This is a genomic window from Agrobacterium sp. CNPSo 3708, assembly GCF_028674915.1.
GTDB classification, from domain to species: Bacteria; Pseudomonadota; Alphaproteobacteria; order Rhizobiales; family Rhizobiaceae; genus Agrobacterium; species Agrobacterium cavarae.
Genome location: NZ_JAQZSF010000002.1, coordinates 914,958 through 927,981, shown reverse-complemented (window position 1 = coordinate 927,981; position 13,024 = coordinate 914,958). Strand labels below are relative to the sequence as shown.

General features: G+C 58.3%; 11 protein-coding genes. 9 read left to right on the top strand and 2 right to left on the bottom strand.

What is annotated here, in order from left to right:
* Nucleotides 1–345: 345 nt before the first annotated feature.
* Together PVA19_RS07230 and PVA19_RS07225 are read left to right on the top strand one after the other, a co-directional pair.
* Entirely contained in the window at nucleotides 346–2,505 is a 2,160-nt protein-coding gene (locus PVA19_RS07230; protein WP_274101784.1) for a methyl-accepting chemotaxis protein, read from the top strand.
* Nucleotides 2,506–2,814: 309 nt separating this feature from the next.
* Nucleotides 2,815–3,339 (top strand): flavin reductase, encoded by a 525-nt coding sequence (locus PVA19_RS07225; RefSeq protein WP_112520606.1) that lies wholly within the window; start codon nucleotides 2,815–2,817, stop codon nucleotides 3,337–3,339.
* A gap of 16 nt (nucleotides 3,340–3,355) precedes the next feature.
* Here PVA19_RS07225 and PVA19_RS07220 read toward each other — a convergent pair whose 3' ends face one another.
* Together PVA19_RS07220 and PVA19_RS07215 are read right to left on the bottom strand one after the other, a co-directional pair.
* Complete coding sequence (locus tag PVA19_RS07220; protein ID WP_274101782.1) at nucleotides 3,356–4,474, bottom strand: mandelate racemase/muconate lactonizing enzyme family protein; 1,119 nt, start codon at nucleotides 4,472–4,474, stop codon at nucleotides 3,356–3,358.
* A 54-nt stretch (nucleotides 4,475–4,528) separates the two neighbouring features.
* Entirely contained in the window at nucleotides 4,529–5,530 is a 1,002-nt protein-coding gene (locus tag PVA19_RS07215) for a GntR family transcriptional regulator (RefSeq protein WP_274101781.1), read from the bottom strand.
* 124 nt (nucleotides 5,531–5,654) lie between these two features.
* On the opposite strand from PVA19_RS07215, the gene PVA19_RS07210 reads away from it, so the two are divergent.
* The 7 genes from PVA19_RS07210 (at nucleotide 5,655) to uxuA (ending at nucleotide 13,023) form a co-directional block, all read left to right on the top strand.
* Nucleotides 5,655–6,722: an Ldh family oxidoreductase gene (locus tag PVA19_RS07210; RefSeq protein WP_274101780.1), complete on the top strand. Its 1,068-nt coding sequence runs from the start codon at nucleotides 5,655–5,657 to the stop codon at nucleotides 6,720–6,722.
* A gap of 117 nt (nucleotides 6,723–6,839) precedes the next feature.
* The gene (locus tag PVA19_RS07205) at nucleotides 6,840–7,538 is read left to right on the top strand and encodes a FadR/GntR family transcriptional regulator (RefSeq protein ID WP_274101779.1); all 699 of its coding nucleotides are present in this window, start codon (nucleotides 6,840–6,842) and stop codon (nucleotides 7,536–7,538) included.
* Between the two features lie 76 nt (nucleotides 7,539–7,614).
* The gene (locus tag PVA19_RS07200) at nucleotides 7,615–8,589 is read left to right on the top strand and encodes a sialic acid TRAP transporter substrate-binding protein SiaP (RefSeq protein WP_274101778.1); all 975 of its coding nucleotides are present in this window, start codon (nucleotides 7,615–7,617) and stop codon (nucleotides 8,587–8,589) included.
* Nucleotides 8,590–8,701: 112 nt separating this feature from the next.
* On the top strand, nucleotides 8,702–9,277 hold the full coding sequence (locus PVA19_RS07195) for a TRAP transporter small permease (protein WP_062423638.1): 576 nt from the start codon (nucleotides 8,702–8,704) through the stop codon (nucleotides 9,275–9,277).
* A 1-nt stretch (nucleotide 9,278) separates the two neighbouring features.
* On the top strand, nucleotides 9,279–10,685 hold the full coding sequence (locus tag PVA19_RS07190) for a TRAP transporter large permease (protein WP_274101777.1): 1,407 nt from the start codon (nucleotides 9,279–9,281) through the stop codon (nucleotides 10,683–10,685).
* Nucleotides 10,686–10,758: 73 nt separating this feature from the next.
* Nucleotides 10,759–11,808: an L-idonate 5-dehydrogenase gene (locus tag PVA19_RS07185; RefSeq protein WP_274101776.1), complete on the top strand. Its 1,050-nt coding sequence runs from the start codon at nucleotides 10,759–10,761 to the stop codon at nucleotides 11,806–11,808.
* Between the two features lie 18 nt (nucleotides 11,809–11,826).
* Complete coding sequence (gene uxuA / locus PVA19_RS07180; protein ID WP_274101775.1) at nucleotides 11,827–13,023, top strand: mannonate dehydratase; 1,197 nt, start codon at nucleotides 11,827–11,829, stop codon at nucleotides 13,021–13,023.
* Nucleotide 13,024 lies beyond the last annotated feature (1 nt).

The window sequence follows — 13,024 nt, the reverse complement described above, 5'->3', positions numbered from 1 at the left end:
CGCAGGGGAAGGCACCTCCAATCCTTACCTGTTGGTTAAGCCATGAAAAATGTGATCAACTGCTGTTACACCTGATCATCATTTAGGCAATTAAACCGATAATAAATTATTTTATCCTATTACCTTCATCCATGACGAAAGTCGTCGCAGGCGTTCAAGCGCCGTCGAAGAGTCTTCAGATGGATCGAGGCAAAAGTGAATTTTTTCAGGAACTTGAAAATCAGCACCCGCATCGTCGTGGTTGCCGCTATCCCTACAATCGCCCTCCTAGGCGCTGTGGTCCAAGATAATTTCCGAAGGCTGGACGTTGCCTCTCAAGCCAGTTCCGTCTCTGAGATCTCAGCCATGGCACCTCTGATCGGTGGTATGGTCCACGAAATTCAGAAGGAGCGCGGTGCCTCTGCCGGCTTTGTGGGTGCGAAGGGGCAGGGCGAGTTCGGACCTCTTCTCGAAAAACAGCGCCTCGTGACCGATGCCGCGATTGCGAGATTTCGAAAGCTTAATCTGACGACCGAAGAAGCCGCCGGCACTCCTGCTTTCATGCAGCTCGCCATTACCGCGCAAGCAAAGCTCGACAAGCTTGACGCCATGCGGCAGGACATTACCTCGCTAAAGGCATCTGTTGCCGATATTGGTGCTTATTTCGCCGATACGATCGGCAGCCAGATCAAGCTCATCGAATCGATGAGTTCTCTGACGTCGGACAGCCGCATTTCCAATCGGATAATCGCTTATTCTGCACTCCTGCAAGGGAAGGAACGGGCGGGCCAGGAACGAACAATCGGAACCGCGGCCTTTACCACCGGAAGCATCACTCCCGAAAGCTATCAGAAATTCGTTCGCCTCGGTGCCATGCAGGGCGTCTATTTCTCGATCTTCGATTCCTATGCAGGTGCTGCTGAAAAATCAGCGCTGGAGGCTGCACTTGGCAGCGATGCCGCCAAGCTTGTCGATACGCAGCGCTCTGTTCTTCTACAGGCGCCCTTTGGAGGCCAGTTGAGTGGCATCAGCGGAGAAGCTTGGTACAAAGCGACCACGGACCGCATCAACGTTCTCAAGACGGTCGAAGACAAAGTCGGTGCGGAACTGAGTGCCTATGCTACAGGCGTTGCGACGTCTGAACAACGTGGCCTTACTGTATCAATTCTAACATCCTTAGGTGTCCTTGCCGTCGTGGCTGTTCTTGCCGCAATCATTACCCGCTCGATCACGGGCCCTATCGGCAGCGTGGTTGGCACCATGCGTGAACTCGCAGCAGGTCGCGCCGATGCTGCATTGGATGTTGAACCTGACTGCAGCGAGATCGGCGAAATGGTTCGCTCCGTTGCAGTCTTTAAAACCAACGCCCAGGAGCGTATCAAGCTTGAGGCCGAAGCCGAGGCCAACCGATCGCTCACTGAACGTGAACGTTTGGAGCGCGAAGCGCGGCAGGCCCAGGACGCAGCGGAAGTGCAGCACGTGGTCGATACGCTCGGTGCGGGTCTCGGCGCTCTTGCAAACGGCAAGCTGAACTACCGCATCCAAGACAGCTTCGCTGACCGTCTCGACAAGATCCGCGTGGACTTCAATGGTGCGATAGAGCGGCTTGAGGATACGATCATAAAGGTCAGCGGAAACGCGCAGGGGATTGCGGCGGGTTCCAACCAGATCAGAGCATCTGCCGACGATTTGGCACGACGCACAGAACAGCAGGCAGCGTCGGTCGAAGAGACCGCCGCGGCGCTGGAGCAGATCACGACCACGGTGGCGGATACGACGCGCCGGGCAGAGGAAGCCGGTCGCCTCGTGAGCGAAACGCGTGAAAACGCAGAACGCTCCGGCGTTGTCGTGACAAAGGCCATCGGCGCCATGAACGAGATCGAAGCGTCTTCAAGAGAGATTTCCAATATTATTGGAGTCATCGACGAGATTGCGTTTCAGACCAATCTGCTAGCACTCAATGCTGGTGTCGAAGCCGCACGCGCGGGTGAGGCCGGTAAGGGGTTCGCTGTCGTCGCCCAGGAAGTGCGCGAGCTTGCCCAACGATCGGCCAGTGCTGCAAAGGACATCAAGGCACTGATTGCAAAGTCAGGCGATCATGTCAAAAACGGTGTTGGCCTTGTCGGTGAGACGGGTGAGGCGCTCACCCACATCGTCGCGCAGGTGAAGGATATCAGCGTCAACGTGCTCTCAATCGTTGAGGCATCGCGTGAGCAGTCCACCGGTATCAAGGAAATCAATAACGCGGTTTCCCAAATGGATCAGGGCACGCAGCAGAACGCTGCCATGGTGGAAGAGTCGACGGCAGCCAGCCACTCGCTCGCCAGAGAGGCGGATTCGCTGTTTTCCCTCGTGGGCGCGTTCGAAACGGGTTCGCAGCGCAGCGCTCAGACGGCGGTCTCGGCACGTCCCGTCGTTCCATCCGCGGCACCTCAGCGCTCTCCAGTTCGTAGCCTCGTCAATCGCGTTGCGTCTTCCTTCAACGGGAACGCGGCGCTGAAGGCAAACAGCTGGGAAGAGTTCTGAAACTGCGCGATCAGCATCGCTGATGAAAGGCCCCGGACGTCGTCTGGGGCTTTTTTTCTGTCACCAATAGAGGTGTAAAAATCAGGCTTGAAATTTCGCAAAAATCACGATGCGCGTCTTCAAGAAGGTAAGGCTTTGTTTGTGCATCCAACAAGACGACGTAAGGCGCTCTGGGGGACAGCGAATTGAGGTCGGCCCGCATTTATTCGCTGCGGGAAGAATTTTCGATTCCCTTGCGGCCTCGAGACGTTAATGTGGAGCGGAACAGACGTCCTGTATTTGACGACTCTTTAGGAACAGTCGCTTGAGATGCGTATGTCAGATGGTGAGAAGGAAGCCGCAATGGGGATTAAGACTGCGGAAGAGCGCAGCCTGGACTACAGAAACGCGATGGCGCAGCTTGCCGGCGCAGTCAATATCGTCACCACAGATGGACCGGCAGGCAGGGCGGGGTTTTCCGCCACCGCCGTCTGTAGCGTATCGGACAATCCCCCAACCCTTCTCGTCTGCATCAATCGCAGTTCATCGGCGTATCGGATGTTGTTTGAGAACGCCGTCGTGTGCGTCAACACGCTCTCAGCAGATCAGCAGCCATTGAGCCAGCTCTTCGGAGGCAAGACCCCGATGGAGGAGCGTTTCGCAGGCGGTGAGTGGTCGTCGCTCGAAACCGGTGCACCGATTCTGAAAGGCGCACTCGCCTCCTTCGATTGCCGTGTTCGCGCAATCCATGATGGCAGTACCCACGACATCATCATATGCGATGTGGTCGATACTGCCGTAGGAGAAGGGGAAGAGGCGCTGCTTTACTTCAAGCGGGCTTATCGCACGCTCTAAACGCGCCAACGTCGCTTCAGCCTATGCTTTTGCCAAAACGGGCAAAGCTTTTTTCCAGCACGGTCGTGCCAGCGCCGGGGCGTTGCGGCCGCTTGTAGACGCCGCCCTGAACATCTGCCGGCTCCTCGAAGTGATCCTTGATCCAGGGAATGTATTCGAGGATCGTCGAGGCCGGGTGCCAGTAGCTCAAGTGGACATGGACCTGGCTCATCTCGCCTGCATGCGGCACGACGGGCAGGCGATGCGCCAGGGCCAGATCCGCCACCTGAATATATTCGGTAATGCCGCCAAGCCGGGTCACATCCGGCTGAACATAGGCGACCGCGCCCGCTGATATGAAGGAGCGGAAGGCATCGACCGTGTAGAGCTGTTCACCGAGCGCGATCGGAATTGCCGTGTTGCGGGCGAGTGCTGCGTGGCTGCCGACATCGTCATACCAGAGCGGTTCTTCAAACCAGTAGATATCCAGATCCCGTGCGAGCGCGCAGAAACGCTGGCAGGTCGGCAGATCCCATTTGCCATTTCCGTCGATGGCGATGCGCACCGACCCGCCAAGACGCTCGCGAACCGCCGTCAGCCGATCGATATCGACATTCGGATCGTCGTGACCGACCTTGATCTTTAGCCGGGTAAAGCCATCCTGATCGACGGCTCTTGCCGACCCCTCGATCAGAGCGTCCTTCGTGAATGAAAGCCAACCGATATCGGTATTGTAAGCCTCAAGCTTGTCAGTGCGGGCTCCGCCGAGATAGCTCCACAGCGGAAGGCCCGCCTTCTTCGCCTTCAAGTCCCAGAGCGCGACGTCGACCGCGGCAAGTGCCAGATGGGTGATGCCTGCACGGCCGACCCATTGCAGCGATGGATAGCGGGCAAGCTTGGTCCAGAGCCGCGAATGGTCATTGGCATCTTCGCCAATCAGAAGAGGCGCATAGCAATCGCGAATGCAGGCAGTGATCAGCCGGTCCGAGGCGAGATGTGCATGCGTGCCGGTAAAGCCGTAACCCTCCAGCCCATCCGTTGTGACGAGCTTCGTGCCGACGACGCCCCAATGGGTGATGGAATGGGTCGAGTCCGAAATGGAATCGGACGTGAGCGGCAGATGAAGAATGAAGGGATGGATAGATGCAATTTTCATGACGGATAACCCTCCTCCGGTTATCGGGTGGTATGTCTTGTAAAATTCTGCTGCTCAGCCGCCTTCCATCTTCTCGAGATAAGGCAGCTCGTCAGGCGAAATGACCTCCGCAACGGCTTTGATGCGCATCATCGCGCGGCTTCTGGAGATTTGCAGGTGGCGTGTCAGCCCGGCTTTCGCCCCTTGGATATCGCCTGCCAGAAGGCTGTCGAAAATCGCCAGGTGTTCCGGCAGGAAGGGCTCGGTGTCGAAAAGCCCCATTGTCCAGTGATAGAGAAAATGGTGGGCGACGAGCAGCGCCTGCGGCAGGCTGATGGCACGCATCAGCGAGGCGTTTTCGCAGTAGCCGAGCAGCTCGACATGCAACTGTTGTTCAAGCGCATCGAGCATTTCGCCGTCGATCTTGTCGATCGAGTGGATGGCGTCCGCAACGTTTTTGCGCAAGGAGAGCAGCAGCCCGTCCGGAAAATTGGCGGCCGCCTTTTCCAGCGCGACGGGCTCGAGAATCCAGCGTAGCTCATAGAGTTCGTCGATATGCTTGGCCGTGAGCGCCGGTGCATACCATCGCCCGCTCTCGTCCTTGTGAACGATACCGCGCTGCTGCAGACGCGCGACGACATCACGCGCCACGGTTCTGCTGACGCCATAATGCTTGGCCAGCATCGCCTCATTGATCCGCCAGTCTGCGAGCGATGTGCGCGAGACGATCTCGATCTCGATATTGTCGTAGATGAGTTCCCAACTGGATCTCGGCTGCATGCGCATAGTGTCGGTCGTGGGGACCGAAATCTCATCGGTTGTGCGTATCTTTGGCACCGATTTGCTTTTTGCCACGACATCATAGCCGCGGCTCTCGGCCTTGCGCACTAGATGAAGACGCTCCAGTTCAGCCAGCGCCTGGCGTGCGGGTGCGCGGCTGATGCCGAAGCGATTGGCCACCATGGTCTCGGTCAGCCTCGTACCGTGAACGATGACGCCATTGGCGATGTCCGCAGCCAGAAGATCGCAGGCTCTGCGGTACAGGCGGGGCGCGATTCCGGTCGTAGCGCTCTTCATCGTTCTCCTCTCTCACTCTCGGTTTCGTGGCCGACCAGCGATCGTTTTTAGCGCTACAGGGATTGCACGGCCAAAAAATAATGTCTAGTGTATGCATAAGACATTTTGAAGAGGAGAAGCCAGGATGCTGCAAGACCAGGCGCGCGCCCATGTCCCTTTGACATTGCTGGACCGGTTCTGCCGTGCGGTCTTCGCCGCCTGCGGTGCGGATGCCCCAACAGCGGATGCGGCGACGCGTGCCATGATGCATGGAACACGCTATGGCGTGGACAGCCACGGCGTTCGTCTGCTCGACCATTATGTGACTGCCATGCAGGGTGGACGCATCAACCGCACACCCCGCCTTCGCAAGGTGGCTGGGCTCGGCGCTGTCGAAACGTTGGATGCGGATGATGCGCATGGGGCACTGGCTGCCTATACGGCGATGACCCATGCCACCGAGCTTGCGACGCAGTTCGGCATCGGGGCCGTTGCCATTCGCAATACCTCTCACTTTGGTCCCGCTGGCGCCTATTCGCTGGAAGCAGCCAAGCGAGGGTTTATCGGCATCACCTTCTGCAACTCCGATAGCTTCGTGCGTTTGCACGACGGCGCGCAGCGCTTCCATGGCACAAATCCGATTGCTGTTGGTGTTCCGTCCGCCGGAGACAATCCGTGGCTTCTCGATATGGCGACGAGCTCCATCCCCTATAACCGTGTGCTGCTCTATCGGAGCCTTGGTCAGCCTTTGCCCGATGCGACAGCTTCCGACGAAGGCGGCCATGACACCAAGGATCCGCATGCCGCGGCAATGCTTGCTCCGCTCGGTGGCGAGTTCGGCTTCAAGGGCGCAGCACTTGGCGGTGTGGCGGAAATCTTCAGCGCGGTGTTGACCGGTATGAAGCTCAGCTTCGACATCGCTTCGATGGGTGGCCCGGATTTTTCCACGCCAAGGGGCATGGGTGCCTTCGTCCTTGCGCTGAAGCCTGAGGCATTTCTGGAGAAAAGCGTCTTCGAGGGAGCGATGACGCGTTATCTGGACTCGTTGCGAAACTCGCCAGCACGTGAGGGCGCGCGGGTGATGGCGCCAGGAGACCGCGAGTGGGAAGTCGCGGCCGAAAGGGAGCGTCAAGGTGTCGTCCTGGACCCGGCGACGCGGCAGTCATTCGCAGATCTGGCAAATCGGTTGGGTATTACGCAGCCATTCGCCTGATGTGACGGGGGCTTGGACGTGCGATCCAAGTTTGCCAATTGACTTCGTCGGCGAAACTGCCTTAATGGGCATGATTGGTAATACCACTTTACCAATGCCGCAGCGGGAGGGGACATCATGTTTGTGGCGCTTGAGCCGCGTCGCCTCCACAGACAGGTGGCGGATCAGATCAGGACGTTGATAGAGGCAGGAGAAATCGCGGACGGAGCCAAGCTTCCGGCAGAACGCGATCTTGCCGAACGCTTTGCAGTCTCAAGGCCGACCGTTCGCGAAGCGTTGATCGTGCTGGAAGTCGAAGGCTACATCCAGATCCGCATGGGTTCAGGGGTCTATGTAAGCCAACGTCCGAAAGCGCACTCGATCTTGCGTGCGGACGACAGCGACGGGCCTTTCGAAATTCTCCAGGCGCGCAGCATCATCGAAGGTGGCATTGCTGAAGAGGCGGCAAAGCGCGCCAATGCCTCGCATGTCGCTCTGCTGGATGAGAACCTGAAGCGGATGGAAGGTGCCATCGGCGACGCGGTGGAGATGCTGGTTCACGATAGGGCGTTTCATCTGGCGATCGCCGACGTCATAGGCAATGTCACACTCCATCGCTTCACCGGAAATATCTTCGACCGCCGCATGACGCCTTACTTCGAGCGTCTTGCCAGCCATTTCGAAGGGCCGCGGACCTGGCGCCTGGCGCTTGAGGAGCATGTGGTAATCCGTGATGCAATTGCCGCAAACGATCCGGAGGCGGCGAAAGCTGCCATGCAGCGACATCTCAGCCAGTCGCAAAAGAGATTTTCTCAAAGCTTCGGAGAGGAGGCTTGAGGGGAGGTAAGGTGCTGCCGCGTTCGGCGCGGCGGTAGAGAAGCAACATCTGACACTATTTCGGGAGGAGACAGAAATGACGTTCAGATTGAGAAGCCTGCTGGGTGCCACAGCCATCATCATGGCCTCTGCGCTGTCTGCGCAGGCGCAGGCCGTGCTGAAATGGGCCCATGTTTACGAGACCACAGAACCGTTCCACACGGAATCGGTATGGGCGGCGAAGGAGATCGAGAAGCGCACGGAGGGTCGCTACAAGATCGACGTGTTCCCGGCATCCCAGCTCGGTAAGGAAGCCGATATCAACCAGGGGCTGAAACTCGGCACGGTCGATATCATCATTTCCGGTTCAAGCTTTGCAGCCCGCGATTCCAAGCCGATTGGCGTCACCTACTTTCCTTACATCTTCCGCAATCCGGAACACCTGATCGCCTACACCAAGAGCGATGTCTTCAAGCGTCTTGCCAAGGGTTACGAGGACAAGACCGGCAACGTCATCACGGCGGTCAGCTACTACGGTACACGTCACACGACATCGAACAAGCCGATCGAGAAGTGCAGCGACTTGAACGGCGTGAAGATGCGCGTTCCGGATGTGCCGGCCTATCTTGCCATGCCGCGCGCCTGCGGCGCCAACACCACGCCGATTGCTTTCGCCGAAGTCTACCTCGCGCTGCAAAACGGCACAGTCGACGCGCAGGAAAATCCGCTGACGACCATCGAAGCAAAGAAGTTCTTTGAAGTGCAGAAGAACATCGTTCTGACCGGCCATATCGTCGACCATCTCAATACGGTGATCTCCAAGTCGCGCTGGGCGAGCCTGTCTGACGAAGACAAGAAAATCTTCGTCGACGTGATGCAGGAGGCCGCCACCAAGACGACGAAGATCATCGAGGAGCGTGAAGTGGCACTCGTGGACGACTTCAAGAAGCGTGGCCTGACGGTGACGGAAGTCGACAAGGCCGACTTCGAAAAGAACGTGCTCGACAAGGTGAAGTTCGAAGACTTCGGATACAACAAGGCCGATTGGGAAGCGATCCGCGCCATCCAGTAAATTGCGCCTGGCGCGGGGCTCGTCTCCGCGCCACCCTTCTCGTTTTCAGCACCGGCAGGCGAGCGCATATTGACCCTGCTGCTCGCGCCGATGCTCCAACCGGAACAATTCAATGACGCAGGAAATCCATACTCAGGTTACGCCCGAGGAGCTTGCCCATACTTTTGACGAGGCACCGCCCGATACCGATCTTTCCGTTTATGCCTTCGAAGACTGGCTGACGCTCGCCCTGTTCTGGATGATGACGGGATGCGTCTTCCTCCAGTTCTTCACCCGTTACGTTCTCAATGACAGCTATGCCTGGACCGAAGAAATCGCCGTCAACTGCCTGATCGGGGTCGTCTTCCTTGGCTCGGTCATGTGCGTGCGCATGTCGCGGCATATCCAGGTCGATGTTCTCTATCACTACCTTCCACCGCATCTGACGCGCATCATGGCGATCGCGGTCGATATCATCCGCATCGGTTTCTTCGCCTACGGCTCATGGCTGATGTGGCGTTATCTGGAGATCGTTGCGGATGAGGAAATGGTCACCGTGGCGCTGCCGCGCAACATCGTTTTCTACACCGTCTTCGGCGCCTTCGTGCTGATGTTCCTGCGCGCGATCCAGGTCTTCGTGGCCAATCAGCGTCGCGGCTATTCGGTTCTCGAGCGGCCGGAAGAATTCCAGACGAGCGAGGAGATTTGAGATGCTGTTGCTGATCGGTTCTTTCCTCCTTCTAATGGTGGTCGGCCTGCCCGTGGCCATCTCCATGGCGACGTCGTCGCTGCTCTACATCGTCTTCTATAATGTCGCGCCGGATATCATCGCGGCGCAACGCATGATCGCGGGCGTTGAAAGCTTTCCGCTTCTCGCGGTCCCATTCTTCATCTTGGCCGGAAACCTGATGAACTCCGCTGGCGTGACGGGGCGCATCTATTCCTTCGCCGTGGCCCTCGTCGGCTGGATGAAGGGTGGTCTGGCACAGGTCAACATCATCGGCTCGGTGATTTTTTCCGGAATGTCCGGTACCGCACTGGCAGACGCCGCGGGCATCGGCACCATCGAAATCAAGGCGATGAAGGATCACGGCTATCCGGTGGAAGCCGCTGTCGGCGTCACCGCCGCTTCGGCAACGTTGGGCCCGATCTTCCCACCGTCCCTTCCGTTCGTGATTTACGGGATGATGGCCAACGTCTCCATCGGCGCGTTGTTCATGGCGGGCATCGTGCCCGGTGTCGTCATGACGTTGTTGATGATGATCACGGTTGCGGTCTTCGCCTACGTCAAGCAATGGGGCTCGGACACGCCCTTCAGCCTGCGCACCATCTTCGGTGCCTCGCTGGAAGTCTTCATCGTCATGCTCGTTCCCGCCAGCATCTATGTGCTGACCCTATTCGGCATGTCGCTGAACCTCTCCATCCTGATCGTGCTGGCCGTGCTGATCTTCTGCGACTGGTACTTTGACTTCTCCGCCGTGATGGCACTGATGACGCCGGTCATTCTCATCGGCGGCATGACGATGGGCTGGTTCACGCCAACGGAAGCGGCGGTCGCGGCCGTGCTCTGGTCGCTCTTCCTCGGTCTCGTTCGTTATCGCACGATGACGCTCAAGACGCTGGCGAAGGCAACCTTCGACACGATCGAGACCACTGCATCGGTTCTATTCATCGTGGCGGCGGCTTCGGTCTTCGCCTGGCTTCTGACTGTTAGCCAGGCAGCGCAGGTTCTCTCGTCGGCGATCCTGACGCTGACGGATAGCAAGTGGATTTTCCTCTTGCTGGTCAACCTCTTGATGCTGTTTGTCGGCTGCTTCCTCGACACGATTGCGGCCATCACCATCCTGGTGCCGATCCTGTTGCCACTGGTCTTGCAGTTCCATATCGATCCGGTGCATTTCGGTCTGATCATGACGTTGAACCTGATGATCGGTCTCCTGCATCCGCCACTCGGCATGGTGCTCTTCGTTCTCTCCCGTGTGGCGAAGCTTTCGGTAGAGCGCACGACGATGGCCATTCTGCCATGGCTCGTACCGCTCTTCGTGGCGCTGATCCTGATCACCTTCATTCCGGCGATCACGCTGTGGCTGCCAACGGAAATGGGTCTGATCCGATAAGGTATGAAATCGGTCCGCGCGGGTTTAGGTTCGCGCGGACCTTCTCCGTCACGACAAGGAAAGTCGACTGGAAATGCTGACACGCGTCGCGCGTCTTTACGGCAAAAGAGACCTTAAGGTCGAAACGCAGGATTATTCCGCACCGGGGGAGGGCGAAGTCCTTCTGCGCATGGCATCGGGAGGCATCTGCGGATCGGACCTGCATTATTATCAGGATGGCGGTTTCGGGCCTGTACAGGTGCGCGAGCCGATCATTTCCGGCCATGAAGCCTCAGGCTATGTCGGGCAACTCGGCGCGGGTGTCAGCGGTCTTGCGATCGGTGCGCTGGTAGCCGTCAATCCATCGCAGCCCTGTGGCCAATGCGCTTATTGCCTCAAGGGACAACCCATCCACTGCCTCGACATGCGTTTCATGGGAAGCGCCATGCGACTGCCGCATGAGCAGGGCATGTTCCGTGATCATCTGGTCGTGCCTGCGAAGCAATGTTTTGCCCTCGCCGAGGGCGTGAGCGCGCACGAGGCCGCCTGTGCCGAACCGCTCGCCGTTTGCCTTCATGCCGTTTCGCAAGCGGGCAATCTTTCCGGCAAAAGCGTAATGATCGCCGGGGCGGGGCCGATAGGCCTCTTGACCGTCGCCGCGGCAAAACACGCCGGTGCGGCCGAAATCATCGTGACCGACCTTACAGATGCTGCCATCGCCCGCGCACCGGCCATGGGGGCGACAGGAACAGTCAACGTTGCCAGTAACCCGGAGGCGCTAGCGCCTTATCAGGAAAACAAGGGCAGCTTCGACCTGGTGTTCGATTGCTCGGCCGCCGCGCCTGCGCTTCGATCCGCCTTCAGTGCCATCAAGCCGCGCGGGACACTTGTGCAGGTGGGCGTGACGGGAGACATCACCATTCCGCTCAACCTGCTGGTGGGCAAGGAAATCAACTGGCGCGGATCGCAACGTTTCGACGTAGAGTTTGGTGAGGCGGTCTCGCTGATCTCGTCTCGCGCCATCGATGTGCGGCCGATCATTTCGCATCATTTTCCGCTTGAACAGGCGGTTGCGGCCTTCGAACAGGCCGGTGACCGTCAGGTGGCCTGCAAGGTGCAGATCACCTTCAGCGACCAGAGTTAAAATTCAGAGGATAGGATCATGAGACATACATGGCGCTGGTTCGGGCCAGTGGACAGAGTAACCGTTCAGGACGCCGCACAGGCCGGTGCCGTCGGCATCGTCAGCGCGTTGCATCACATACCAACCGGCGATGTCTGGCCTGTCGATGAAATCCAGAAGCGTCATGCGGAAATCAAGGCGGGCGGGCTTTATTGGGATGTGGTGGAAAGCGTCTGGATGTCGGAAGACATCAAGACCCAGACAGGCAACTGGAAGCAGCACATCACCAACTGGCAGGAAACGCTTCGCCGGCTCTCGGCGAGCGGCATTCGCACCGTCTGCTACAATTTCATGCCGGTGCTCGATTGGACACGAACCGATCTCAGATGGGAAACCCGCCACGGGGCGAGAGCAATGCGCTTCGACCTGACAGATTTTGCTGCTTTCGATATCCATATTCTCAAGCGCCCGAATGCCGCTGCCGATTATCCCGATTGGCTGGTGGACGAGGCGGCGCGCCGCTTTGCCGATATGCCGGACGCGACGATTGCCGCACTTGGCAGGAACATCGGCGCTGGCCTTCCCGGCTCCGCTGATGGTTACACGCTTGATCAGCTTCTGGAGAAGTTGCGCAGCTATCACGGCATTGATCGGGCAAGGCTGCAGCAGAATCTCATCGATTTTCTCTCCGAGGTCGTACCGGTGGCTGAAGAGGTCGGCATCAATCTTTGCGCCCATGGCGATGATCCGCCGTGGCCGCTTCTCGGCCTGCCGCGCATTCTTTCGACGGAAGACGATTACGCGCATATGCTCAAAGCCGTCGATAGCCGCGCGAACGGCGCGACCCTTTGCACCGGCTCGCTCGGTGCGCGACAGGATAACGACCTGCCTTTCATCGCCAAGCGCTTTGCCGATCGCATCCACTTCGTTCACCTGCGCAACGTCACCCGCGACACCGATACCGTGCCGTGCTCCTTCTTTGAGGACGAGCATCTGGAAGGTGGAACGGATATGGTTGCCGTGATTGCCGCCCTTCTCGCAGAAGAGAAACGCCGCCTGGATGCCGGTCTTTCCGATCATCAAATACCCATGCGACCGGATCACGGACAGGAAATCCTGGACGATGTGACACGCGGCGCCCAGCCCGGTTATCCGGCTATCGGCCGGCTGAAGGGTCTCGCGGAACTTCGCGGTATCGAACGTACCCTTTCTCATCCCAACTATGGAATCATTTGAT

Bases quoted from the DNA above. Each gene is read 5' to 3' on its own strand.
- PVA19_RS07230 (WP_274101784.1), top strand. From the start codon at position 346: ATGGCACCTCTGATCGGTGGTATGGTCCACGAAATTCAGAAGGAGCGC.
- PVA19_RS07225 (WP_112520606.1), top strand. From the start codon at position 2,815: ATGCGTATGTCAGATGGTGAGAAGGAAGCCGCAATGGGGATTAAGACT.
- PVA19_RS07220 (WP_274101782.1), bottom strand. From the start codon at position 4,474: ATGAAAATTGCATCTATCCATCCCTTCATTCTTCATCTGCCGCTCACG.
- PVA19_RS07215 (WP_274101781.1), bottom strand. From the start codon at position 5,530: ATGAAGAGCGCTACGACCGGAATCGCGCCCCGCCTGTACCGCAGAGCC.
- PVA19_RS07210 (WP_274101780.1), top strand. From the start codon at position 5,655: ATGCTGCAAGACCAGGCGCGCGCCCATGTCCCTTTGACATTGCTGGAC.
- PVA19_RS07205 (WP_274101779.1), top strand. From the start codon at position 6,840: ATGTTTGTGGCGCTTGAGCCGCGTCGCCTCCACAGACAGGTGGCGGAT.
- PVA19_RS07200 (WP_274101778.1), top strand. From the start codon at position 7,615: ATGACGTTCAGATTGAGAAGCCTGCTGGGTGCCACAGCCATCATCATG.
- PVA19_RS07195 (WP_062423638.1), top strand. From the start codon at position 8,702: ATGACGCAGGAAATCCATACTCAGGTTACGCCCGAGGAGCTTGCCCAT.
- PVA19_RS07190 (WP_274101777.1), top strand. From the start codon at position 9,279: ATGCTGTTGCTGATCGGTTCTTTCCTCCTTCTAATGGTGGTCGGCCTG.
- PVA19_RS07185 (WP_274101776.1), top strand. From the start codon at position 10,759: ATGCTGACACGCGTCGCGCGTCTTTACGGCAAAAGAGACCTTAAGGTC.
- uxuA (WP_274101775.1), top strand. From the start codon at position 11,827: ATGAGACATACATGGCGCTGGTTCGGGCCAGTGGACAGAGTAACCGTT.